This is a genomic window from Tenacibaculum jejuense (genome assembly GCF_900198195.1).
In the GTDB taxonomy this organism is placed as follows: Bacteria; Bacteroidota; Bacteroidia; order Flavobacteriales; family Flavobacteriaceae; genus Polaribacter; species Polaribacter jejuensis.
The window spans coordinates 4,290,913-4,317,130 of the sequence record NZ_LT899436.1; the positions used below are offsets into that span (position 1 = coordinate 4,290,913).

24 protein-coding genes are annotated in these 26,218 nt (G+C 31.7%); 11 read left to right on the plus strand and 13 right to left on the minus strand.

Going from position 1 to position 26,218, the window contains the following annotated elements:
• Window positions 1-63 precede the first annotated feature (63 nt).
• Window positions 64-975, plus strand: coding sequence for a metallophosphoesterase (locus AQ1685_RS18820; RefSeq protein WP_095074631.1), 912 nt, complete (start codon window positions 64-66; stop codon window positions 973-975).
• Between the two features lie 57 nt (window positions 976-1,032).
• Entirely contained in the window at window positions 1,033-3,291 is a 2,259-nt protein-coding gene (locus tag AQ1685_RS18825) for an inorganic phosphate transporter (protein ID WP_095074632.1), read from the plus strand.
• Between the two features lie 54 nt (window positions 3,292-3,345).
• Here AQ1685_RS18825 and AQ1685_RS18830 read toward each other — a convergent pair whose 3' ends face one another.
• On the minus strand, window positions 3,346-4,668 hold the full coding sequence (locus tag AQ1685_RS18830) for a serine hydrolase domain-containing protein (RefSeq protein WP_095074634.1): 1,323 nt from the start codon (window positions 4,666-4,668) through the stop codon (window positions 3,346-3,348).
• Between the two features lie 88 nt (window positions 4,669-4,756).
• Between AQ1685_RS18830 and AQ1685_RS18835 the strand changes: the two genes are divergently transcribed.
• Together AQ1685_RS18835 and AQ1685_RS18840 are read left to right on the plus strand one after the other, a co-directional pair.
• Window positions 4,757-5,968, plus strand: coding sequence for an aminotransferase class V-fold PLP-dependent enzyme (locus AQ1685_RS18835; RefSeq protein WP_095074636.1), 1,212 nt, complete (start codon window positions 4,757-4,759; stop codon window positions 5,966-5,968).
• A gap of 55 nt (window positions 5,969-6,023) precedes the next feature.
• Complete coding sequence (locus AQ1685_RS18840) at window positions 6,024-6,440, plus strand: hypothetical protein (protein ID WP_095074638.1); 417 nt, start codon at window positions 6,024-6,026, stop codon at window positions 6,438-6,440.
• A 6-nt stretch (window positions 6,441-6,446) separates the two neighbouring features.
• Here the strand turns inward: AQ1685_RS18840 and AQ1685_RS18845 are convergent, their stop codons facing one another.
• Entirely contained in the window at window positions 6,447-7,085 is a 639-nt protein-coding gene (locus AQ1685_RS18845; protein WP_095074640.1) for a ribonuclease H1 domain-containing protein, read from the minus strand.
• Window positions 7,085-7,651, minus strand: a complete 567-nt coding sequence (purN, locus tag AQ1685_RS18850; protein ID WP_095074641.1) for a phosphoribosylglycinamide formyltransferase — start codon at window positions 7,649-7,651, stop codon at window positions 7,085-7,087. The genes AQ1685_RS18845 and purN overlap by 1 nt, the downstream gene beginning before the upstream one ends.
• A gap of 171 nt (window positions 7,652-7,822) precedes the next feature.
• Here purN and AQ1685_RS18855 point away from each other — a divergent pair, with 171 nt between their 5' ends.
• From AQ1685_RS18855 to pyk, 5 genes are all read left to right on the plus strand, one after another.
• Window positions 7,823-8,059 carry an acyl carrier protein gene (locus AQ1685_RS18855; protein WP_075340350.1) on the plus strand — a complete coding sequence of 79 codons (237 nt, stop codon included), beginning with the start codon at window positions 7,823-7,825 and terminating at the stop codon, window positions 8,057-8,059.
• A gap of 11 nt (window positions 8,060-8,070) precedes the next feature.
• Complete coding sequence (gene fabF, locus AQ1685_RS18860; protein ID WP_095074643.1) at window positions 8,071-9,324, plus strand: beta-ketoacyl-ACP synthase II; 1,254 nt, start codon at window positions 8,071-8,073, stop codon at window positions 9,322-9,324.
• Window positions 9,325-9,340: 16 nt separating this feature from the next.
• Complete coding sequence (rnc, locus tag AQ1685_RS18865; protein ID WP_095074644.1) at window positions 9,341-10,078, plus strand: ribonuclease III; 738 nt, start codon at window positions 9,341-9,343, stop codon at window positions 10,076-10,078.
• A 77-nt stretch (window positions 10,079-10,155) separates the two neighbouring features.
• Window positions 10,156-10,626 (plus strand): IPExxxVDY family protein, encoded by a 471-nt coding sequence (locus tag AQ1685_RS18870; protein WP_095074646.1) that lies wholly within the window; start codon window positions 10,156-10,158, stop codon window positions 10,624-10,626.
• 3 nt (window positions 10,627-10,629) lie between these two features.
• Entirely contained in the window at window positions 10,630-12,057 is a 1,428-nt protein-coding gene (gene pyk, locus AQ1685_RS18875; protein WP_095074648.1) for a pyruvate kinase, read from the plus strand.
• Between the two features lie 76 nt (window positions 12,058-12,133).
• Here pyk and AQ1685_RS18880 read toward each other — a convergent pair whose 3' ends face one another.
• The 8 genes from AQ1685_RS18880 to AQ1685_RS18915 all read right to left on the minus strand — a co-directional run bounded on the left by AQ1685_RS18880 (window position 12,134) and on the right by AQ1685_RS18915 (window position 22,717).
• Complete coding sequence (locus AQ1685_RS18880) at window positions 12,134-12,427, minus strand: FoF1 ATP synthase subunit delta/epsilon (protein ID WP_095074649.1); 294 nt, start codon at window positions 12,425-12,427, stop codon at window positions 12,134-12,136.
• 22 nt (window positions 12,428-12,449) lie between these two features.
• Window positions 12,450-13,961 carry a F0F1 ATP synthase subunit beta gene (gene atpD / locus AQ1685_RS18885; protein WP_095074651.1) on the minus strand — a complete coding sequence of 504 codons (1,512 nt, stop codon included), beginning with the start codon at window positions 13,959-13,961 and terminating at the stop codon, window positions 12,450-12,452.
• A gap of 184 nt (window positions 13,962-14,145) precedes the next feature.
• Window positions 14,146-15,543, minus strand: coding sequence for an OmpA family protein (locus AQ1685_RS18890; protein ID WP_095074652.1), 1,398 nt, complete (start codon window positions 15,541-15,543; stop codon window positions 14,146-14,148).
• Window positions 15,544-15,660: 117 nt separating this feature from the next.
• A complete protein-coding gene (gene kbl, locus AQ1685_RS18895) occupies window positions 15,661-16,857 on the minus strand; it encodes a glycine C-acetyltransferase (RefSeq protein WP_095074654.1) in 1,197 nt (398 codons plus the stop codon).
• A 24-nt stretch (window positions 16,858-16,881) separates the two neighbouring features.
• On the minus strand, window positions 16,882-20,007 hold the full coding sequence (locus AQ1685_RS18900) for a UvrD-helicase domain-containing protein (protein ID WP_095074656.1): 3,126 nt from the start codon (window positions 20,005-20,007) through the stop codon (window positions 16,882-16,884).
• Between the two features lie 66 nt (window positions 20,008-20,073).
• Window positions 20,074-20,901 carry a DUF2911 domain-containing protein gene (locus AQ1685_RS18905; protein ID WP_095074658.1) on the minus strand — a complete coding sequence of 276 codons (828 nt, stop codon included), beginning with the start codon at window positions 20,899-20,901 and terminating at the stop codon, window positions 20,074-20,076.
• Window positions 20,902-20,904: 3 nt separating this feature from the next.
• Window positions 20,905-21,903, minus strand: coding sequence for an AraC family transcriptional regulator (locus tag AQ1685_RS18910; protein ID WP_231970213.1), 999 nt, complete (start codon window positions 21,901-21,903; stop codon window positions 20,905-20,907).
• 124 nt (window positions 21,904-22,027) lie between these two features.
• Entirely contained in the window at window positions 22,028-22,717 is a 690-nt protein-coding gene (locus AQ1685_RS18915; protein WP_157730288.1) for a hypothetical protein, read from the minus strand.
• A gap of 209 nt (window positions 22,718-22,926) precedes the next feature.
• Between AQ1685_RS18915 and AQ1685_RS18920 the strand changes: the two genes are divergently transcribed.
• Window positions 22,927-23,877 carry a carbon-nitrogen hydrolase family protein gene (locus AQ1685_RS18920; protein WP_095074662.1) on the plus strand — a complete coding sequence of 317 codons (951 nt, stop codon included), beginning with the start codon at window positions 22,927-22,929 and terminating at the stop codon, window positions 23,875-23,877.
• Window positions 23,878-23,883: 6 nt separating this feature from the next.
• The gene (locus AQ1685_RS18925; protein WP_095074664.1) at window positions 23,884-24,450 is read left to right on the plus strand and encodes a cysteine hydrolase family protein; all 567 of its coding nucleotides are present in this window, start codon (window positions 23,884-23,886) and stop codon (window positions 24,448-24,450) included.
• Window positions 24,451-24,695: 245 nt separating this feature from the next.
• Here the strand turns inward: AQ1685_RS18925 and AQ1685_RS18930 are convergent, their stop codons facing one another.
• Entirely contained in the window at window positions 24,696-25,532 is an 837-nt protein-coding gene (locus tag AQ1685_RS18930; protein ID WP_095074666.1) for a ZIP family metal transporter, read from the minus strand.
• On the minus strand, window positions 25,529-26,185 hold the full coding sequence (locus AQ1685_RS18935; protein WP_095075124.1) for a metal-dependent transcriptional regulator: 657 nt from the start codon (window positions 26,183-26,185) through the stop codon (window positions 25,529-25,531). Before AQ1685_RS18935 ends, AQ1685_RS18930 begins: the two co-directional genes overlap by 4 nt.
• Window positions 26,186-26,218 lie beyond the last annotated feature (33 nt).

Sequence of the window (26,218 nt, forward strand, 5' to 3'; positions counted from 1 at the left end):
TTAAGCTAAAAAACCGAGTTTTGAAAACTCGGTTTTTTTATTGAAATTTATCAAAAACAAACCATGTCTGCTAATAGTCGATTATCGAGAGCTTTTAAAAACGCAAAAAAACTTCCGCTTAATCAAGATTCAAAATATATACTTTTCTCAGATTGTCATCGTGGTGATAATAGTTTTGCAGACGATTTTTCTCATAATAGAAAAGTATACAACTATGCTATTTCTCAATATTTCAATAACGGATTTACTTATATAGAACTTGGAGATGGTGATGAACTCTGGGAAAATAAGTTTGATGCTATTTTTAATGCTAACAAAGACACTTTTCTACTATTAAAAAAGTTCTACGATAAAAATAGGATTCATTTTATCTGGGGAAATCACGACATGGATTATAAAAATCCGAAACACATTAAAAAAAACCTAAGTCATTATTATGAATCTGCTACAGAAGAACATATAGAATTAATGCCCAATGCTTCTTTCTGTGAAGCAATAAAACTAGAAAACGACAACGGAAAATCTATCTTTTTACTTCACGGACATCAAGCAGATTGGTTTAATTACTCTTTTTGGAAATTCAGTCGATTTTTAGTCAAATACTTATGGAAACCTTTACAAATCGTTGGAATTAAAGATCCTACAAGTCCTGCTCAAAACTTTAAAGAATTAATTAAAGTAGAGAAACATATAGAAAAATGGATTAGAAACAACAATAATCAAGTTGTTGTTACTGGTCATACACATCGACCTAGATTCCCTCAACCTAATGAATTACCGTACTTTAATGACGGAAGCTGTGTTCATCCTAGATGCATTACGGGCATCGAAATAGAAGACTATCAAATCACCCTGATAAAGTGGCATATAATTACCCACGAAAATGGTACAATGCAAATTGTTAAAACTATCCTAGAAGGACCTGAAAACTTAAGTAATTATGTAGATTTGCAGCATTTCATAACAATTACGTAACATACCGCAAATCGTAGGTGTTTACTTTTGTCGAGTTTAATTATCTTAATATAAGAGATGGGAGATCCTTTTATTTTAATGCTAGTTGCACTGGGAGCACTAGCAATTTTAGATTTAGTTGTAGGTGTAAGTAACGATGCTGTTAACTTTTTAAACTCGGCTATAGGTTCTAAAGCTATTCCTATTAAAACCATAATGATCATCGCTAGTGTCGGCGTATTTTTTGGTGCTGTGTCTTCTAGCGGAATGATGGAGGTTGCAAGGAAGGGTATTTTTAACCCAAATATGTTCATGTTTGAAGAAATCATGTACATCTTTATGGCAGTTATGATTACAGATATATTACTGCTTGATATTTTTAACTCTTTAGGAATGCCCACATCAACTACAGTATCTATCGTATTTGAATTACTAGGAGCTGCTGTAGCCATAGCTTTGATTAAAATATCCGGAACAGATCAATCTATTACAGAAATCTGGAACTATATTAATTATGAAACAGCAAGTAGAATCATTCTTGGAATTATTTTATCTGTTGTTGTTGCTTTTAGTGTTGGGGCCATCGTACAGTACTTCTCTAGAATTATTTATTCTTTTGATTTTGAAAAGAGACCTCTATATATCAACGCCTTATTTGGAGGATTTGCAATCACTGCGATTACATATTTTATTATCATTAAAGGTTTAAAAGGAACTCCTTTTTACGGAAGTATGAAAGGCTTAATTGAAGGAAATTCAGTTGCTATTATAGCCGGAAGCTTTATTTTATGGTCTGCTATTTCACTTGCTTTAATTAAATTCTTAAAAATTAATATCCTAACAGCAATTATAGCTATTGGTACTTTTTCTTTAGCAATGGCTTTTGCTGGAAATGATTTAGTAAACTTTATTGGAGTACCAATTGCCGCTTTAAATTCTTATGATGCTTGGCAACTTTCTGGTGAAGCTGCTAATGAATTTTCAATGGGTATTTTAGCTAAGAAAGTTCCTTCTAATGTTGCTTTATTATTAGTAGCCGGAGCTATTATGGTCATTACTTTATGGACATCTAAAAAAGCTAGAGCTGTTATTGAAACTGGAATTAATTTATCTAGACAAGGTGATGGACACGAAAAATTTAGACCAAACAATTTATCTAGAATAGTTGTTAGAGCTGCCATGTTTGCTAACTTAGGTCTTAACGCTATTATACCTGAAAAAACAAGAAATTACATCAATTCAAAATTTGAAAAACCTGTAATAAAGTTACCAAAAGATAAAACTTACGAATTACCAGCTTTCGATTTAGTAAGAGCAGCTGTAAATTTAATTATGGCCAGTATTTTAATTTCTATTGCTACGTCTATGAAATTACCTCTTTCTACTACTTATGTTACATTTATGGTTGCCATGGGAACATCTTTAGCAGATAGAGCTTGGGGACGAGAAAGTGCTGTATACAGAGTTGCTGGAGTATTAAATGTTATAGGCGGATGGTTTTTAACAGCTATCATAGCTTTTACAGCAGCTGCTATAGTTGCTTCTTTAATTTCATGGCACCAAGCTATGATCCCTGTATTATTATTAGTTGTAATTGCAATGTTAGTTAGAACAACTATCCAATATTCTAAAAAGAATAAAGAAGAAAAACAACAACAGTTTGTAGAGCGTGCAGAATTATTATCTATCAATGAAATTATTGATGAAAGTTCTGAACACATTGCAAACGTAGCTCAACGTGTGAATAAACTATATTCGAACGTTGTTAATGATCTTGCTACTCATGATTTAAATAAATTAAGAAAAACAGAAAAACACGTTTTAAAATTAAATGAGGAAATAGAGAATTTAAAAAACGGTGTGTTTTATTTTATTAAATCGCTAGATGATACTTCTGTAAAAGCTAGTAAGTTTTATATATTAATTTTAAGTTATTTACAAGACGTTACTCAATCGATTAGCTACATTTCAAAGATTACATTTAATCATGTAAACAATAATCATAAAAACCTTAAGAAATCTCAATTAAAAGACCTTAAAAATATTGACAATAAATTAGGAGAGTTACTAACAAAGGTAAGTGCTACGTTTGATCGAAAAACATTTGACAACCTTACTTATATCCTAGATGATCAGAAGGATTTAACTTCAGACTTATACAACTCAATCGAAAATCAAGTAGATCGAATTCGTACAGATGAAACGAGTCCTAAAAACACTACATTATACTTTAGTATTTTATTAGAAACTCAAGATTTAGTTGGAGCTTTAGTTAGCCTTTTAGAAAACTGTAATGAATTTTACATCTCAACAAAATCTACTTCTGTGAGAATGTAAAGAAACACATATAATAAACAAGAAAGCCTTCAAGTATTTTGAAGGCTTTCTTATTTATTTAAAAGAGTTTAATATCTCACTAAGAAAATGGTTAACATCTGCATTTTTGGTTAATCCTAAACGAACAATTACCATTTCTTGATCTGGTAAAACAAATACATTCTGCCCCTGATAACCATTAAAAGAATACATATTTTTAGGTACATCTGGATATCTCCCTCCTGCATTTAACCAAATCTGTGCTCCATACCAACCATTTGAAGTAGGAGTTGGTGTTGTTGCATATTCTACCCAATCTTTATCAAAAAGAGATTCACCATTCCATTGTCCATTTTTTAAATACAACAAACCAAATTTCGCCCAATCTCTAGCTGTAGCCCAAGAATATGAAGATCCTACATAATTTCCTTTCATATCTGTTTCAACAACCATCGAATTCATTCCAATCTTATCTATCAACTCTTCGTACCAAAAATCTAAATAGGCTTGGTGAGAATCGAACTGTTTTCTAATAATTGCAGATAATACATTTGTGGTCCCTGAAGAATAATTCCAAGCTTCATTTGGTTTTCCTACTAAAGGCTTATTAATCTGCAATTCTGTTACATCTTCTGCTAAGAACAGCATTTTAGTTACATCAGAAATTGAATTGTAATCTTCAACCCACTCTAAACCACTATTCATTTGTAATAAATTATGAATTGTAATATTCTTCCTTTCATCGTTAGCCCACTCCGAAAAAGGAGCTTTATCATATACATTTAACCTACCATCACATTGCAAAATTCCCATTACCGTACTCGTAAGACTTTTAGTCATAGACCAACCTAACAATAATGAGTTTTTATCAAAACCATCAGCATATTTTTCAGCAATAATCTTATCCTTATACACGACTAAAAACGCTCTAGTTTTATAGTCATCATTAAACATATCCCCTACAGCTTTGTTTAATTTATCATAATTAACTTCAGTAAAAACAGAATCTATCGGATCTAAATTCCCATATGGAAAAGGAGTATTATTATCTGAAGTTGCTCTTTTAGGAATCAAAGGTTTCTCTTCTAAATCTACACCATCAACAACCAAAACACTTCCTAAACCTTCTCTATAAATCGCTTTTCTAGTTAACAAACCGAAAGCAGAAGCATAAGCTTCTTTTTCATTTTCATTAACGCTATTAGAAGCCAGATCAATTGGTGAGAAATTAGTATCTGTGCTATCTGTAAATTGCAAAGTTCGCTTCGCTAAAAAAACTGACGAAGCTGTATTTTTAGCGGTGTAACCAGCAATAATATTTAATTTCGGATAATTATAGAAGACAGCTACTAGCAGAATAGCTATTAAGAGCAGCAATACTCTTTTAAAAATTCTCATAATTTGGGTCGTTTTCACAAATGTAAGAATTTATCTGTTTGATTGTTCTTTTAATAACATAGCCGTATTTTTGTATAAAATTAATTTCATGCTAGATATCAAAAAAATCCGTGCAGATTTTCCTATTCTTAAAAGAAAAGTGCATGGAAAACCATTAATATATTTCGATAACGGAGCTACATCACAAACTCCAACTGTAGTAATTGATGCTATTATTGATTACTACTCTAATTACAACGCAAACATTCACCGTGGTGTTCATACTTTAAGTCAAGAAGCCACTGATAAATATGAAGAAGCTAGAATTAAAATTCAAAAACATTTTAATGCTAAACATGCTTACGAAATCATTTTAACAGCTGGAACTACAGAAAGTGTAAACATTGTAGCTTCAGGATTTTCTTCACTATTACAAGAAGGTGATGAAGTAATTGTTTCAGCATTAGAACATCATTCTAATATTGTTCCTTGGCAAATGATGTGTGAAAAAGCTGGTGCAATTTTACGAGTAATACCCATGGATGAAGACGGTTCTTTACGAATCGACCTTTATGATGAAATGTTAAGTAACAAAACCAAATTGGTCTTCTGTAATCATGTATCGAATGCTTTAGGTACAATAAATCCTATTGAAACTATTATTGACAAAGCTCATAAATTTGGTGCTTACGTTTTAATAGATGGAGCACAAGCTTGTCCTCACATTAAACCAGATGTACAAGCATTAGATGTTGATTTTTATGTGGTTTCTGCTCATAAAATGTGCGGACCTACTGGTGTTGGAATTTTATATGGAAAACAAGAACTATTAGAAAAACTACCTCCTTACCAAGGTGGAGGAGAGATGATAGACACCGTAACTTTTGAGAAAACTACTTATGCTGGTTTGCCTCATAAATTTGAAGCAGGAACTCCAAACATCTGTGGAGGAATTGCTTTTGGAGTAGCTGTAGATTATATGAATTCTATAGGGTTTGAAAATATTCAAAAGACAGAACATGAACTTTTGAATTATGCTACCGAAAAACTTTTAACTATTGATGGTTTAAAGATATATGGTACTTCTACTAAGACCTCAGTGATTTCATTCAATATAGAAGGAATACATCCTTATGATATTGGTTCTATTTTAGATAAATTGGGAATAGCAGTAAGAACAGGTCATCATTGCGCCCAACCCATAATGGATTTTTATAGAATTCCTGGAACCGTGAGAGCTTCTTTGAGTTTTTATAATACCAAAGAAGAAATTGATATCATGATAGAAGCTGTTCAAAAAGCTAAAATGATGCTTAGTTAAAACTAAAATATCCAGCAAAGATGTTCTAAACAAACATCTTTGCTATTTTTATATCATGAAAAAAGTCATACTGTTAATTATTATTATAACTTCCTTCAGTTGTGTTTCTCAGAAAGAAAACCAAACTTCTGAAATATTAGAAGTTGTTTTTGATGCACATACAAGAGGAGCGATAGAAAATATTTCTGTTATTGACAATGCTGTAACGTACAAAAATTACAGCACCACTAAAACATTCACATTAGAACAAAATCAAAAAGAACACCTCTTAAATTTAATTCAAAAATTAGATTTGAAATTTATTTCTGAATTGCAAGCTCCATCAAATAATAGAGCATCAGACGCAGCATTGCATGCATCTTTGATTATAAAAACTACTAATGAAGTTTTTACCTCAAGTGAATTTGATCATGACAATCCACCTGATGAACTAAAATCTATTGTAGATTTATTACATGATTTTGTAAAATAAAATCTTTTATTTTCTTCCGAAATCGGCAGGTATTTCTCCCCAAGCTTTTGTTTCCCATTTTAAAATAGGATTAGTTACTTGATTCTCTTTAAGCCATTTTTCTGCTCTTTTTATAAGATCGAGTAAATCTTGATTAACTTCTGAAAAAACAACATTTGTTCTACACTGCTTTTTCTTCACCCAAGATATCGCAATCTTTGAATCAGAATACAAAGGATAATTAGGTAGTTTTTGTTTTTTAAGTAACGCTAAACCGTGAACTAAAGCTAAAAACTCTCCAATATTATTTGTTCCTTCTTTAAAAGGCCCCTGAATAAAAATTTGTTTTTTTGTTTTAGTATCTACACCTCTATATTCAAGTATACCAGGATTTCCTGAACACGCTGCATCTACAGATAAACTTTCTAAAATAGGAGTACCATATTGTGCCCTTTCAGATGCAGATAATTTTTTCTTGCTTGTGTCTTTACCTTTATAATCATTATAACTCTTAGTAAAAGCAACTTTTGCTTCTTCTTCACTTAAAAAAGCTTTGTATTGTGCTCCTTCGAAGCCTGATATTTGTTTTTTACAAGTCTCCCATTTATTAAAAACGCCTGTTTTTTTCCCTTTCCAGACAACGTAGAATTTCTTTTTTTTACTCATTATTCAGATAAAATGATATCCTCAATCACTTTTGGGTAATGCTTATATTCCAATTCATGTACTTTTTTTGCAATATCTTCAACAGAATCTTCTTCATTTAAGGTTGTTTTTGCCTGAAAAACGATTGCTCCTTCATCATAATGCTCATTTACATAGTGAATTGTTATACCTGTTTCAACTTCATTATTATTTTTTACTGCTTTATGAACATGATTTCCATACATTCCTTTTCCACCATATTTTGGTAATAATGCAGGATGAATATTTACTATTTTATTTGGAAAATTAGCCACAATATTTTCTGGAACTTTCCATAAAAAGCCTGCAAGAATAATTAAATCTGCTTCTTTTTTCAAGAAATTAAGTATCTCATCTGTCTTAAAGAAAGTTTCTCTATCAAAAACCAAACTATTAACTTCCAGTCTTTTACACCTTTCCAAAACTTTGGCACGTTCGTTGTTAGTTAGCACATGAGTAACCTTAGCAGTCTCTTTAGTTTGAAAAAACCCTATAATATTCTCGGCATTACTTCCGGACCCCGAAGCAAAAATTACTATTCGTTTCATAATCTTAAATATAGCTGTGTTGTTACTGCAAAAAAACAATAATTATTAATATGAATGTGGTCCTAAACAAAAGATTTTTTATTTTAGACCCCACATTTTTGAGCAAAAATTAGAATAAAATCACAGGATTCGTATTTTTGCCTCGATTTTAAATTTAAAAATTAAAAAATTATGTCAGACATTGCATCTAGAGTAAAGGCAATTATCGTTGATAAATTAGGAGTAGACGATAACGAAGTAACTAACGAAGCAAGTTTTACTAACGACTTAGGAGCTGATTCGTTAGATACTGTTGAGTTAATCATGGAGTTTGAAAAGGAATTTGATATTCAAATCCCAGACGATCAAGCTGAGAACATTGCCACAGTTGGTCAAGCAATTAGCTATATAGAAGAAGCAAAGAAGTAAATTAATTACATATGCAATTAAAACGAGTTGTCGTAACTGGACTTGGCGCATTAACGCCAATAGGAAACAATATTGAAGAATACTGGAATGGCTTAGTTAACGGAGTTAGCGGTGCTGCACCTATTACATATTTTGATGCTGCCAAGTTCAAAACTCGTTTCGCATGCGAGCTGAAAAACTTCGATGTCAAAGACTACATTGACAGAAAAGAAGCTCGAAGAATGGATCGATTTACTCAGTACGCAATGATTGCTTCCGATGAAGCTATTAAAGATGCTGAATTAAATTTAGATCAACTTAACAAATATAAAGTAGGTGTAATTTGGGGAGCTGGTATCGGTGGATTAGAAACTTTTCAAAATGAAGTTATCAATTTTGCTGCTGGTGATGGTACTCCTAAATTTAATCCTTTCTTTATTCCTAAAATGATTGCTGATATAGCTCCTGGAAACATTTCCATTAAAAATGGATTTATGGGACCAAACTATACTACAGTATCTGCTTGTGCGTCATCTGCTAATGCAATGATTGATGCATTAAACTATATTCGCTTAGGACACTGTGATGTTATTGTTACTGGAGGTAGCGAAGCTGCCGTTACTATAGCTGGTATGGGTGGTTTTAATGCAATGCACGCTTTATCTAAAAGAAATGAAAGCCCTGAAACTGCATCTAGACCTTTTGATGCAGAAAGAGATGGATTTGTTTTAGGTGAAGGAGCTGGAGCATTAATTCTAGAGGAATATGAGCACGCAAAAGCTCGTGGGGCTAAAATTTATGCCGAAGTAGTTGGTGGTGGAATGTCTTCAGATGCACATCACATGACAGCACCACATCCAGAAGGATTAGGTGTTATCGCAGTTATGAAAAACTGTCTTGAAAATGCTGGTATAAATCCAGAAGACGTTGATCATATCAATACACATGGAACTTCTACACCTCTTGGTGATGTAGCTGAGCTTAAAGCTATTTCAGAAGTTTTTGGAGATCATGCAAAAAATATCAATATTAATTCTACAAAATCTATGACAGGACATTTACTTGGTGCTGCGGGTGCTATTGAAGCTATTGCTTCATTATTAGCTATGAAGCATGGAATTGTTCCTCCTACTATTAATCATAGTACTGTAGATGATAATATTAATCCAGACTTGAATCTTACACTTAATAAAGCACAAGAAAAAGATATAAATGTTGCGTTAAGTAATACGTTTGGGTTTGGTGGTCATAATGCGTGTATCGCTTTTAAAAAATACAAGCAATAATTAATTAGTTACATATATGAATTTTCTTCGCAAAATAGTTAGACCTAAAACTAAAGAGGACGAAGAATTTTATTATGAACTGAAAACATTGCTTAACTTTAAACCGATTGTTCTTAATCACTACAAAAAAGCTTTTATACATAGGTCTTTAAAAATGACCGATAATAAAGGGAAACCTATAAACTACGAACGCTTAGAATTCTTAGGAGATGCTATTTTAGGCTCTGTAATAGCTTCATTTTTATATAAAGAAGCTCCCAGAGGAAATGAAGGTTATTTAACTCAAATGCGTTCAAAAGTTGTTAGTAGGGAAAATCTTAATAAACTAGGAAAAGAGCTTGACTTGATTCGATTTGTAAAAAGCAACATCAATCAAAATCAAGTAGGAGAAAATATTCACGGTAACATTTTTGAAGCTTTAATTGGTGCTATTTATTTAGATAGAGGTTATAATTATTGTCATCAATTTATATATGATCAAGTTATTTTTCCTTACATCGATCTTCAACAATTAGAAAATAAAATCACAAGTTATAAAGGTTTTATTATCGAATGGTGTCAAAAAACAAAAAGAAAATATGCTTTTGAAAGCTATGAAGATTCAGGCAATCAAAATCAAAAACATTTTAGTGTTCGAGTAATTATTGACGGACAGAAAATTGCTAAAGGAAGAGCTACTTCAAAAAAGAAAGCAGAAGAGATGGCTGCTAAAAGAGTTTACTATGCTTTTCAGAATCAAATAACTAATTCATAATAAGCTTACAAGAAATCGTTTTCGTTAATTTCATATTATTTTCACATTACATTCTGTAAATTAGCATAAATTATTTTATGCAAATTCATTCACTTACGTTAGATGATTTTTCATCTTCTAATTATAGCTTAATAGGTATTCATAGCACAGTTGAAGATTACCGTTTAGCGTATTTTTTGAATTTACACTTGCAACTAAATTTAAAACGATCAAAGTTAGATATAGATCTAAAAAGAAAAGGCATAGATGCTTTTTTCTCACTTTATGAATTTACTCACAATACAACAGAAAATTCATGGTATCTAATTTCAAATTATCATAAAAATAAGGTTGTAGGAAATAATTTAAGTTTATTTTCAGAAAGTCAAACAGTAACATATTTGCTTCCTGAAAGGAAAAAAGTTGATTACTTTTTAAAATTAGAAGGGGATTTTAATTCTGTAATTATTAACCAAACTATAGAAAAAATAAATAAAATTTCTCAGGTAATCACTTCTTATTCCATAGATACAAACAAACTAAAATCTAAAGAGTCTTTAATTTTTTAACCTATGCCACACAACAAAAAAACAAAAATTGTTGCCACACTAGGACCTGCAACGAGTACAAAAGAAGTTCTTACAAAAATGGCTGAAGCTGGAGTTAATGTTTTCAGAATAAACTTTTCTCATGCAGATTATGATATTGTGAAAGAACGAGTAAGTCAGATACGTGAGATAAACGAAGAAAACGGATATAATGTAGCCATATTAGCCGATTTACAAGGTCCAAAGCTTAGAGTTGGAGTAATGGAGGAAGGTGTAGAAGTTAAGGCTGGAGATCGTTTTATTTTTACCACTGAAAAATGTACTGGTACAAAAGAAAAAGCTTTTATGACATATCAGCGTTTTCCTAAAGATGTTAAACCTGGTGAAAATATTCTTGTAGATGATGGAAAGTTACTTTTTAAGGTAATTTCTACAGATAAAGAAAAAGAAGTTGTTACTGAAGTAATTAACGGAGGATCTTTAAAATCAAAAAAAGGTGTAAACTTACCTAATACAGATATTTCTTTACCTGCACTTACAGAAAAAGACAAGAAAGATGTTGTTTTTGCACTAGAACAAGAAGTAGACTGGATTGCTCTATCTTTTGTTAGAAATCCTGAGGATTTAAGAATGCTTCGTGATTTAATAAAGCAAAAATCAAGATATCGTGTACCAGTAATTGCAAAAATTGAAAAACCAGAAGCTGTTGAAAATATAGATGCCTTAATTCCATATTGTGATGGTTTAATGGTAGCAAGAGGTGACTTAGGTGTAGAAGTTCCAATGCAAGATGTTCCATTGATACAAAAAAGCTTAGTGCGAAGAGCTAAAAAAGCTAGAATTCCAGTAATTATAGCAACTCAAATGATGGAGACTATGATTGAGAATAGTGTTCCAACTCGTGCTGAAGTTAATGATGTAGCCAACTCTATTATGGACGGTGCTGATGCGGTAATGTTATCTGGAGAAACATCTGTAGGAAAACATCCTGTAAAGGTTATTCAAAAGATGACCGAAATTATTGGTAGTGTTGAATTTTCTCCTTTAATCAAAGTACCTGTTGAACCACCACATGTGAGAACAAACAGGTTTATAACAAAATCTGTATGTCATCATGCTGCTTTAATGGCTGACGATATAAAAGCTTCTGCTATCTCTACATTAACTAATAGTGGGTATACTGCTTTTCAAATTTCTGCATGGAGGCCAAAATCTCACGTAATCGCATTTTCTTCAGAAAAGAGAATATTAGGGAAACTAAATCTCTTGTGGGGAGTTAGAGCTTATTATTATGACAGAGATTTAAATACCGATGACACCGTAAAAGATATTAATGAAATTATTAAAGAGAAAAACTTTGTAAAAACAGGTGATTTCGTGATTAACTTAACTTCTATGCCTGTTGAAGAAAGAGGTATGGTAAACACACTTCGTGTTTCGCAAATAGATTAAATAAGATAGAATTTTTATAAATATAAAACCCCGTAAAATAAATTACGGGGTTTTTAATATTATAGTAAAACAAGAACTAGTCTGCTAGTATAATTGCTTTATTATCTTTAATCTCTATTGTTCCAGAATTGATCGCTAAAGTTAGTACTTTATCATCAGCTGGTAATTTCTCAATGCTACCGTGTAAATCATCAAAAACTAAATGATTCTGACTATGAACATGTACTTTAACTACCCCTCCATTTAAAACAGACACAATAGGTGCGTGATTGTTTAAAACTTGGAACTCTCCGTTAACACCTGGCACAACAACAGAATCTATTTCTGATGAGAATACTACTGCTTCTGGAGTAACAATTTCTAAAAACATAATTAACTTCTATATATTAATATTAAGCTTCAGCTAACATTTTCTCACCAGCTTCAATTGCATCATCAATTGAACCTCTTAAGTTGAATGCTGCTTCAGGATATTTATCTAACTCTCCATCCATAATCATGTTGAAACCTTTGATAGTATCCTTAATATCTACTAATACTCCAGGAATACCAGTAAATTGCTCTGCTACGTGGAATGGTTGAGATAAGAAACGTTGAACACGACGAGCTCTGTGTACTACTAACTTATCTTCTTCAGATAATTCTTCCATACCTAAGATCGCAATAATATCTTGTAACTCTTTATAACGTTGTAATAACTCTTTAACTCTTTGTGCACAACCATAGTGCTCATCTCCTAAGATTTCAGGAGTTAAAATTCTCGAAGTAGAATCTAATGGGTCTACCGCTGGATAAATACCTAACTCAGCAATCTTACGAGATAATACAGTAGTAGCATCTAAGTGAGCAAAAGTAGTTGCTGGTGCCGGATCCGTTAAATCATCTGCTGGTACATATACTGCCTGTACAGAAGTAATCGATCCTTTCTTTGTAGAAGTAATACGTTCTTGCATAGCTCCCATCTCTGTAGCTAATGTTGGTTGGTAACCTACGGCAGAAGGCATACGTCCTAATAATGCTGATACCTCAGATCCTGCTTGTGTAAAACGGAAGATATTATCTACGAAAAATAATACGTCTTTTCCTTGATCTTCTCCTGCTCCATCACGGAAATATTCAGCTATAGTTAATCCAGATAATGCAACACGTGCACGTGCACCTGGTGGCTCATTCATTTGTCCAAATACGAAAGTAGCTTTAGAATCTCTCATTGTAGCTTTATCTACTTTAGATAAATCCCATCCACCTTCTTCCATAGAATGCATAAAATCATCACCATATTTGATAATTCCAGACTCTAACATCTCTCTTAATAAATCGTTTCCTTCACGTGTTCTTTCACCTACACCTGCGAATACTGATAAACCACCGTGACCTTTAGCAATATTATTAATTAATTCTTGAATCAATACAGTTTTACCTACACCTGCACCTCCAAATAATCCAATTTTACCTCCTTTAGCATAAGGCTCAATTAAATCGATAACTTTAATACCAGTAAATAAAACTTCTGTAGAAGTCGATAACTCTTCAAACTTAGGTGCTTGACGGTGAATTGGCAAACCATTTTTACCAGTTTTAGCTAAATCACCTAATCCATCGATAGCTTCTCCAGTTACATTAAATAAACGTCCATAGATATCATCCCCTATTGGCATTTGGATTGGATTTCCAGTAGCTACTACTTCTTGACCTCTTTGTAAACCATCTGTAGCATCCATTGATATTGTACGGACAGTATCCTCACCTATGTGTTGTTGAACTTCTAAAACTAATGTAGTACCATCAGTTTTTTTAATTTCTAATGAATCATAAATTTTTGGTAACTCTGAATTTTCAGTGTTAAACTCAACATCGATAACCGGACCAATAATCTGAGAAACTTTACCTTTTATTGTAGACATTACTTTCTGTAATTAAGTTATTGTATTTATTAAGTGTTTCTTATGTCACTTTTCAGTGCGCAAAGGTAATTTTTTTATAACAATATAAAAAACCTTTATAGATAAATTTTACTTATGGTTATTTAATAAAAAAAGCCTCGCAAATGCGAGGCTTTATATTATTTCAACTTAATTTAGAAATAAATTATTTCTTTAAGTTAATTTCTACACGTCTGTTTTGCGCTCTACCAGCTCTAGTTTTGTTAGATGCGATTGGATAATCTTCACCTAAACCTACAGATGATAATCTAGCACCATCGATTCCGTGAGAAGCTAAGTAATCTAATACAGCTTTAGCTCTTCTTTCAGATAATCTTTGGTTAGCTGCATTTGCTCCTTGGCTATCAGTGTGACCTTCAATGTTGAAGTTAGCTTTAGGATACTCCTTCATGATAGCAGCGATTAAATCTAATTTTCCAGTTACACCTGGTCTAAAAGTAGATCTTCCTGAGTTAAAGTAGATAGCTCTTGCGAAGTTTTGTAATTCTTTTAACTTCACTTCCTCGATAACTGGCTTAGGCTCTGGACATCCTTGTCTTGAAGCTACACCAGGTACATCTGGACACTTGTCTACATTATCTTTAACTCCATCTTTATCTTTATCTCCCCAAGGACATCCTTTGTTTTCAGCAGGACCAGCCTCGTTTGGACACTTATCATTCTTATCAGCAATACCGTCACCATCAGAATCAGGACAACCGTTCATTGCTTTTGTACCAGCTTCAGTTGGACATGCGTCATCTTTATCAGCGATACCATCGTTATCAGCATCTGGACATCCGTTTAACTCAGCTTTACCAGCTTCGTTTGGACAAGCATCATCAGAATCTTTGATACCATCACCATCAGCATCTGGACATCCGTTAAATTCTTTTAAACCTGCAACTTCTGGACAAGCATCATCTTTATCGTAAACACCATCACCATCAGTATCTTTTCCTCCGAAACGGAAAACTACACCTAAAGTATGTTGGAAATGATCTTGTATTTTATCAGCAAATTCTTTCTTTGCTCCAGTTTGGAAGTTTAAACCAATATTTTCGTTAAACCAAACGTTGAAACCAGCACCTACATTTAAAGTACCTTCTCCACCGTCAACGAAAACTCCGTTTACAACTCTACCAAAATCAGTGTATCCACCCCCTACGTATACGTAAGGATCCCACCAAGCTGTATCTCCGATTAAGTGATTTACATCCCACTTAGCGTTTAAGTCAATAGCCCAATATAATTCATTAATATCTCTTTCTGTTGCGTAAGTCTTAACTTTATTGATAGACCCAGCTAACTGTAAAGTAAATCCGTCAGCTAAATACTTTTCAACGCTTACTCTTGAAATAGATGGTAATAAGTTATCAGACCATTCTGAAGTTCCAACGTAGTCTTGTAAATAGTCTCCAAATTCACTAGGAATTCTAACGTCTACAACATTAACACCGAAACCAACAACCCAAGGATTGTTTTCATCTTGCGCATTAACTTTACTAAAAGGAAGTAATGTTAACACAGCTATAAAAATCATAGCTAAATTTAATTGTTTCATTATCAAAAATTTAAATTAAAAGTTCGTTTATATATAACGCAAATGTAAGTTCAAAAAACTTATTTACAAAAGCAAATCTACAAAAACTTATAAAAAAAACAAGTTTTTGTTCGTCTTTTACGAAATAACGCTTAACGCTTTTCCTACTTTTACAAATGCATTTATTGCCTTATCTAAATGTTCTTTTTCGTGTGCAGCAGACAATTGCACTCTTATTCTTGCTTGCTCTTTTGGAACTACTGGATAAAAGAATCCTATTACATAAATTCCTTCTTTTAAAAGTTCATTTGCCATTACTTGAGAAAGCTTTGCATCGTACAACATAACTGGTACTATAGCTGCATCTGCACCCACCAAATCAAAACCAGCTTTTTCCATTTCTGACCTGAAGTAATTTGTATTCCATTCCAATTTATCTCTTAAAGAAGTATCATTAGATAGCAGATCAAAAACCTTTAATGAAGCTCCAACAATTGCTGGTGCAAGTGAGTTAGAGAACAAATATGGTCTTGACCTTTGACGTAAAATTTCTATAATTTCTTTTTTACCAGTAGTGTAACCTCCCATTGCTCCACCTAAAGCTTTCCCTAAAGTTCCCGTAATGATATCTATTCTACCCATTACTCTCTTTAACTCTAAGGTACCTCTACCAGTTTCACCAATAAAACCTGCAGCATGGCATTCATCTATCATAACCATAGCATCGTATTTATCAGCTAAATCACAGATCTTGTCTAATTCAGCAACGATACCATCCATAGAGAATACTCCATCAGTAACAATGATTTTAAATCTATGGTTTTGTTTATTTGCTTCAATTAATTGCTCTTCTAATGAAGCCATATCATTATTATTATAACGATAACGTGCCGCTTTACATAAACGAACACCATCGATGATAGAAGCATGATTTAAACTATCAGAAATAATAGCGTCTTCTTTTGTTAATAATGGTTCAAAAACACCCCCGTTTGCGTCAAAAGCTGCTGCATATAAAATGGTATCTTCAGTTTGATAAAACTCAGCAATTTTAGCTTCTAAAGCTTTATGAATATCTTGAGTTCCACAAATGAAACGCACAGAAGACATTCCAAAACCATGCGTATCCATAGTATCTTTAGCCGCCTGAATTACTTCTGGGTGATTTGATAAACCTAAATAGTTATTTGCACAAAAGTTAATTACTTCTTCACCTGTAGAAATCTTAATTACAGCATCTTGTGAAGATGTAATGATACGCTCTGTTTTATATAATCCAGCATCTTTAATATCCTGAATTTCTTTTTGTAAATGTTCTTTTATTTTTCCGTACATGGCTTGTTTGTTTGTGTGGTAAAATTATGCAATTTCTTCCACTAAAATTTCATCATTTATATATATCAATATTTTTTTATCTACCTTAAAATTCAACAGACCTAAATCGTTGGCGTATTTATTAATTTGATGTATATGTGAACGGTCTGGTTTTCCTGTTTTATAATCGATAACAGTTACCATATTATTATAGAACACTAAACGATCTGGAATAATAATTTCATCCATACCGTTTCGTATTTCTCTTTCGTTAACAACCGTTACCTGATTGGAATAAAAGTAAGTAAGCTTAGGGTGATTTATAATATTTCGAATTCGAACAGCAAGATTATCTAAAACCTCTACATCTAAATCTCCTTTACTCTTATAAAAATTTAAAATTTCATCTACATCTTCGTTCGTTTTTATCTTAGACAAAATATCGTGCGTAATATTTCCATAAGCAACAGCTTCTTCTGCATCGGTATTCCAAACTTTCGATGCACTTGACAACAAAACAATATTGTGATCTTGCCAAGAAGTAGAAATAAATTGATCTTGTAATTTCAGTTTATTAGTATCAACAACAACTTTCTCACTATTTCTTTTTGATTCTCCAAAAACGTATTCATTTACATCTTCTTCCCATCTTCCTACTTTTTTCAAATAAGAAATAAAAGCTCCGGAATAATAATTCATATTTTCACCAGATTTAGTCAATCTTTTCTCCGTGATAATATGTAATTGCTCTACCGATCTTGTTAATGCAACATATAATAGGTTGAAATTATCTAATTCTAATTCTTGTCGTTGTTGATGATAAATTTCCTTCCCTAAATCATTAATATATTCGAGACTTTTACTGTAATCGATAAGCAACTCTTCAAAACCTAAAAAGTCGTTTGACAAATTATGAAACCAAACTTTAGGTTTTACTTGTCGATAAATATCTAAATCGAAAGGAAAAATAACCACAGGAAACTCTAAACCTTTAGACTTATGAATCGTCATTATTTTAACCGCTTCAGATTCATCTGGTGTTGCTATACTTAAATTATCTTTTTTAGAACTCCAAAAGTCTAAGAAATCTTGAATCGTAACACCTCTTCCCTGTTGATCTAAAACCAAATCAAGAAAAAACTGCACGTATGCATCTGATGTTTCTAATAGCGAAAATCCACGGATGATATATTCTATCTTTTCGTAGAAAGGCAACGTATTAAAAAGCTCTAATTTAAAATTCGTTCCTAAACCATTTAACAACTCTATGAAAGTTGGCAAACTACACTTTACCTTATCTGTTAGAAATGTATGTAGATCACTTTTTGTTTGTAAATGCTTATGAAGAAAACATAGTAACTCGAATCGGTTTTGCTCGTCATTAGGATATAAAATTAATTTCAAAAAATTAATGATGAATAATACCTTATTACTATTTGCTAACAATAATGTTTCTGAAGAAACTATCGGAATTCCTTTTTCCGATAAATAATTCGCAACAGCAATTCCTTCTTTTTTTTTGCGAACTAAAACAGAAATTTCACTTAAAGCGTATTCCTTCTGCAACTCTACAATTTGATGATAAACTTTTTCTGGATATTTATTTTTCTCTTCTTCTTTATCTTCTTTCTTTTCTAAAAACGAAATACTAACACAACCTCCTGTTTTACTGTTTTCTTGTTGCTGATTTCCTTCTATGAATAACTCTTTATAATTCGGATTAGAAAATAAGGTGGCTACATGCTGGAAAAAATCATTATTGAAATTGATAACTTCAGAATAACTTCTAAAGTTTCTTCCTAAAAGTTTTAACTCTTTTTCAATATTGAAAGTTACATTTTCAGAAGAACTCAAATTAATTAACTGTTCTGCTTTTCCTCCACGCCATCTATAAATCGCTTGCTTTGCATCTCCTACTAACAACAAACTACTACTTTCTTGTGCTAACGCATTATCTATTAAAGGAATTAAATTTTGCCATTGTAAGATTGAAGTATCTTGCATTTCATCAATAAAATAATGCATGAAACGCTGACCAATTCTTTCATATATATATGGTGTAGGTTGATCTTTAATATGATCTGAAATCAGTTGATTAAATTCGGCATTTAATCGAATATTATTTTCTTCTTTAATGGTATTTAATTCCTTATTGACATTATTTAACACCGCTAATGGAACCAAACTTTTTAAAGCTAACTGTTGCAATAATACATCTTGAAAAATCTTTTCTGATTCAAAATAGAGATTCAAAAGTTCTGGAAGAATTCCATCGATTGCAGATTTAATATCTTCAGACTTTGATTTCGAATAGAACATATTTTCTTCTATTCTTTCTTTCAGTTTACTTTGATCAAAAAACTTAGCTTGTAAAGGATCTTTTTGTAAGGCAATAAAATGTTTAGGAATTAAAGAATAATAGAAATCTTTATGATCGAGATTCATAGTTGCTATTACTTCTAATCCTCTTGCCCCAATTTCTTTTAATCTTTTTACTGCTTCCTTTTTACTTTTCTTCAGCTTATCCTGTAAAGCATTAAAATCTCCAACGGTTTTCTGACTTAATTTCCTGAAATGTTTTACATCATCTTCTCTCAGTAAAACCTTAGAAAACTCTTTCAATTCAAAAGAAACATCCCAAGATTTATCTTCATCTATTTTAGATGCAGAATATTCAATTAAAAGCTTAGTAATATCGTTTCGAATACCAATTTTAGAGACTAAAATATCAACAGCTTCATTCAGTAATGAAACCGCATCCATTTCAACTTCAAAATTTAAAGTTAGTCCAAGATCATAAGCGAAATTCTTAATAATCTTATGCGTAAAACTATCGATAGTTGTAATTGAAAATGCAGAATAGTTTTGAAGAATCGCATTTAAAACTTTCTGACTTCTTTCTTTAATTATAGTTACATCTATTGGAGTTTCCTGCAAGATCAATTCTAGCATATCTGTAGACTCTCCATTAGAAAAAGCGTTTAAGTTTTTTAACACTCTTTCTTTCATTTCTCCTGCTGCCTTGTTGGTAAATGTAACTGCTAAAACTTTTTGAAAGTAAAAGATATCTTTCGACTGTAGCAAAATCTTAAGATATTCTTTAACAAGTGTAAACGTTTTTCCGCTACCTGCTGAAGCATTATATATTTGAAAAACAGATGTATCTTGCACGTACTAAATTTTATGCAAGGTAAATAAAAATTACCCTAAATAAATAGGGTAATTTTAATATTTGAGTTACTGTAACTCTTTAATAAGTTTAGCATTGATTCTTATAAAATCGTCGTTTTTCGCTTTTTCTGATAACGCTAAAGCTCGTTTTGCTGAATCTAAAGCTTCTGATTTTCTATTTAAATCTTTAAGTATTAAAGCTTCTCTTGTTACTTGAAAGAACAAAGCTTTATTCGAACTCGTAACTTTTTGAACATAATTTAAAGCTTTGTCTAAATCTGTTTTTGTTTCGTGCAAATAAACTGCCGCTCTAAAATAATCGTTGTTACTAGGACCAGATAAGGTCTTATCTATTGATTTTAATATTTCTTTCTGCTCATCTAATTCTAGAGGAATTACAACTCTTGTCGTTTCCCATTCAATAAAAAGCTTAGCGCTGTTTAACGTAATATCTTGTAAACGGATATCTAAAGTTTCTACATTAGATACCATTTTATTTACCGGAACTTGTATCGTAATCAATGGCTGTTCCTTTACATAATTTGTCCATCTAGAACTCGAATAGTTAAACCATTTAATTTCCCAATTGTTTTTATTTGGATAACTCAACAACGTATAACTTCCCTTTTTTAATAATTGACCGTTTACTTTTACTGGTTTTGAAAACGATATTTTGGTAGCTGCATTTGCTCCTGTTCTCCATACTTGAGAAAACGGCAATAATTCGCCAAAGATTTTTCTCTCTCTTTTACTTGGCCTTGAATATTCAATAGTAATTTCTGAAAGTCCGACACTTTGTGTACTTACAGATTTTGGACTTAGACTTGGAGTTTTTATTTGTCCAAACACTACTGCATTGACTAAAAGAAATAGAATGATAATTTTATGTTTCATTTTTTACTGATTTTTATTGAAATATGCTGATGGGGATACTCCCATCAAATTTTTAAATGATTTATTAAATGTTGTTTTTGAATTGAATCCAGCTTCTTGGGCTAATCCAAAAAATGTGAGTTGTTTTCCTTTTTCTGATTCTGCTAATTGTACAAATTCTTTTATTCGATAGTAGTTGACATATTCAAAGAAATTCATTCCTATGTTTTCATTCAATAATCTTGATAACTCTGGACTATGAACTCCTAACATTTCAGCTAATTCCTTTTTTAAAAGTTTATTATTTAAATACGGTTTCTTCTCTAGCATTAATTGTTCTAAATCTACTTTTAATCGTTCTAAATCTTGAACATCTAATTTTGATTGCTGATACTTTTTCTCTTTTAACTCTGGAATTGATTGTAACACTTTTGGATTCAACATTAAGTAGTAGGTAATAAAGAAAATGATGAATGTGAAAATCAGCCAGATGTATGGTCTTGCATTTCTTTCTAACATTGGGAAACCTAAGAAACTGGTTAAAAATAAAATCAACCAAACCAGCAAACACAATCCTGTTATTAAAAGAAAATTCTTTAAGAACTTTGTATGCGGAACATAAGAAATCTCTTTTCGATATACTTCAGAAAAAGATCGAAAAACTTTAACACCCAAAAACCAATACCAAATGTTTACGATTAATCCCACAGCATGACACATATAAATTACATGCATTAACGGAACAACTTTATTTCTAGCCAATTGGGTTTCTCTAGATGGTAAAATAAAATAACTTAAAATGAATATTGAATAGAAGAAACCAGGCACATAATGCACTATATCTTTCTTCACAAACTTTTGTTTATGCAATACAGATCTTACAAAAAGGAAAATAGTTGGACCAAATAGCAAGGCAGAAAACTCCGACATAGCAATTAGTCTAAAATTCTTATTGAAAAAACCACCACTATGCAAAACTTTACCTAGAAAACCTACAGAGAGAACAGCAATTAAAATCAACATGAAACTATTAATATACTCCCTCTTTTTTAAAGAAATAAAATAAATACTAATGATAAACAGGCTTTGGAAAAAGCCAAAATAAATAAGTTGATTAAGTATTGTCTGCATATTTTTTGTGGTGAATTTAATCAATTACAAATTGATGTACATGTTTTAAATCTTTATACGTTGATAATGGATGTCGCTTTAAAAAAGACTGAAACGCTTGCTTAGTTTCCCAAGTTACAATCGTAACTAAAGTTGGATTATAATAATAGCCTAAAGGAGATTTTCCGTTTGCTAGTTTTATAATAATCTTTCCTCCTGATTTTTCAACTTCTTGAATCCAATCTTTTATAAATTTTTCACTCTTCTTATTATTCTTCCAAAATGAGGTGACTACATTATATTTATTTCGATTAATCTCAAATTTTATATCACTTTGTATTTCATAATATGCTAATTCAAAATGTGTAAACAACCTTCTTCTTTGTTCATGAAAATCTGGAACTTCTTTTTCAATAACATTTAAAAACTGCTCTCTCTTCACAATATTTTCCCACTTTCCAAAGATCAAACTCTTCGGAAGATAACTTCCTAAAATTAGTTCACCTGTTTTAAATCCTTTCTGCGGAGTGAAGGAATATTTAACTCCCACAGGAAAAATAGTTTTCTTATAGCGATCGAACAGTTTGTTAAAATCTTTCTTGGTATTACTAATTAAAAGTATATCTAATACCTCTCCTTTTTTAAATTCGTATTGTTGAACACTTTTTTGCGCATAGAAATTACTAGTCAAAAGCAACAACAATACAACCATCAATTTTAATTTCATTTTTTCTGTTTTAAAATTTTCATCAAAACAAAAACAAGCTGCTTTTAAAAACAATTTTTTGATGTACGCATACGGTATATGTACTTATAACACACGAGTTTTGTTGCAAACTCTACATTTTATAACAATTTGTTAAATCCGTTTTCATTTTAAAATTCTCATCTCATTTTTGAATATATTCGTGTAACAAACAAACCTAAATAACTATAATGAGCAGTATCTTAAAAATTGGAATGGCGCAAATCTCTCCTGTTTGGCTGAACAAAGAAAAGACCATTGATAAAGTGAAATCTTATATTCTTCAGGCAGCAGATGAAAATTGTGATCTTGTGATATTTGGTGAAGGATTATTACCTGGATATCCGTTTTGGTTATCGATAACTAATGGTTCTGAATTCAATTCACAAATCCAAAAAGAGATACATGCTCATTATATCAAGAATTCTGTTCAGATTGAAAAAGGCGATTTAGATGATATCTGCAAAATCGCTAAAGAAAAATCAATCGCTATTTATTTAGGTATTATTGAAAGAGCAGCTAACAGAGGAAATCATAGTTTATATTGCTCACTAGTTTACATTAATGAATTAGGAGAAATTAAATCTGTTCACAGAAAATTACAACCTACATACGAAGAACGACTCACTTGGTCTCCTGGAGATGGACATGGACTACAAGTTCACCCATTAAAAGACTTTACAGTTGGCGGCTTAAATTGTTGGGAAAATTGGATGCCATTACCAAGAACTGCTTTATATGCTCAAGGTGAAAATTTACATGTTGCTGTTTGGCCTGGTGCAGAAAGAAACACTTTTGATATCACGAAATTTATCGCTAAAGAAAGCAGATCGTTTGTAGTTTCTGTTAGCGGATTTATGAGTATTAAAGATTTTCCTAAAGACACACCTAACTACGATGTTATTGTAAAAAATGCTCCAGAAGTTTTAGCAAACGGAGGATCTTGTATTGCTGGCCCAGATGGAGAATGGATAATTCCGCCAGCTACAGGAAAAGAAGGACTTTTTACTGGAGAAATTGATTTTCAGAAAGTATTAGAAGAACGTCATAATTTTGATTGTGTCGGACATTATTCTCGACCAGATATTACAAAACTTACTTTAAATACAGAAAGACAATCTATTATTGATTTTTCTAACTAATTACTTATGAGCTTAAAAGATTTAAATACCGCTTTATTACTTGTTGATATTCAAAAAGGATTTGAAGACGAAGATTATTGGGGTGGAAATAGAAACAATAAAGATGCTGAAAAAAAATGTGAAGAGATTTTAGCAAAATGGAGAGCTGCTGAATTACCTGTGTATCACATTATGCATAGTTCTCAAGATCCGAAATCTTTATTACATGAATCACATCCTGGTTTCGAACTTTGTGATGAAATTAAACCTTTACCAAACGAACCTGTAATTGTTAAAAATGTAAATAGTGCTTTTATAGGAACAAATCTAAAAGAGACTTTAGAAGAGAAAAATATCAACACCGTTGTAATTGTTGGATTAACTACAAATCATTGTATTTCTACAACGACAAGAATGTCTGGAAATTTAGGTTTTAACACCTTTTTAATTTCTGATGCCACAGCAACATTTGATAGAAAAGGAATTAACGGAGAAGTTTTCTCTGCTGAAACTATTCATCAAACTACACTAGCGAATTTGAATGAAGAATTTGCTGAAGTAATTTCTACAGAGGAATTATTAAAACGATTATAACATTTAAAACTTACTGTATAAATCAAAAGAGACACTAAAAAATTAGCGTCTCTTTTCGTTTTTTATATAAAGTGTTATTCTTTTTTTGAATATCCGTTAAAAATCATTTTTGATGTTTTAGCGTCATTCCGAATTTATTTCGGAATCACATAATATTAAGAAACAAAGATTTATGATGAGAACCTGAAACAAGTTCAGGTTGACGTTTATTTATTATTGCACATTATGGATAAGTATATTCTTTTTTACCCTAAACCAACATCTAAAGACATCATTACGATAAATCCACCTATAAAACCTAGTGTAGCTATATCTGTGTATTTATCTCTTTGTGTTTCTGGAATAACTTCTTCTACCACAACGAAAATCATCGCTCCTGCTGCAAAAGCTAAAGCATAAGGTAAAATTGGTGTAAAGAAAGAAACTGCTAATGCTCCTAATACAGCTGCAAAAGGTTCTACTATGGCAGATAACTGTCCGTACCAAAAACTTTTTCTACGACTTACACCTTGTCTTCTTAAAGGCATTGCTACTGCAAATCCTTCTGGAAAATTTTGAATACCAATACCAATTGCTAAAGAAATAGCAGCAATAATCATTTCCGTTTGCTCTACTCCTACTAATGTAGATGCAGCTCCAAATAAAACTCCCACTGCTAAACCTTCAGGTATGTTATGTAATGTAATTGCTAAAACTAATAATGTTGTTTTATGCCAATTCGTTTTTACACCTTCCGCTTCATCTTCTTTAAAATTGATATGTAAGTGTGGTAGCCATTTATCCATTCCGAATAAAGCTAATGCTCCTAATGCGAAACCAATTGCTGAAGGAATAACTTTTACAAAACCTTCACCCGGACTGTTATCAATAGCTGGTGATAATAAACTCCAAAAACTTGCAGCTACCATCACCCCACCTGTAAAACCTAACATTCCATCTAAAACTGCCCTATTCAACTTCTTAAAAAAGAAAACTAACGCAGCACCTAATGCTGTTAATCCCCAAGTAAACAACGAAGCATATAATGCTCCTTGAATTGGATGTTCCTTGGCGAAATTAACTAGTTGATCAAAAAAACTCATCTTTTTTGTATGTATAAATTACTTGCTATTTTATTTGAGATGGTAAGAACCTTCTCATTTACTTTTATTACTAGAGAACCATCAAAAGGTTCAATTTCTACTATTTTAATACGATTTCCTAAACCTATTCCTTGCTTATCTAGAAATTTTAAAAACTCAGATGAAGTGTCGTCAACACCAACACAAACACCTTCTTCATCTACTGTTAACAACGATAATAGTTTTTTTTCTATTTGGTGAATATTTCCATCTGCATCTGGAATGGGATCTCCATGCGGATCTTGCTTTGGATGCCCAAGAAATGCATCTAATTCAGAAATAAGCTTTGGAGACTTTATATGTTCTAACTGTTCTGCAACTTCATGAACTTCATCCCAAGAAAAATTGAGCTTCTCTACTAGAAAAACTTCCCACAATCTATGCTTCCTAATAATGCTTGCTGCTACTTTCTTTCCCAAATCAGTTAAAGTAACACCTTGATATTTTTTATATACCACAACTTCTTTTTCAGATAATTTCTTAACCATATCTGTAACAGAAGAAGCTTTAGTACTTAACTGTTTGGCTATAGCATTTGTACTTATACCTCCATCAAAATCTATACTTAGATGATAAATTGTTTTAATATAATTTTCTTCAGATTGTGAAAACATAACTGATTTTTCTTGTGCAAACATACAAAAATT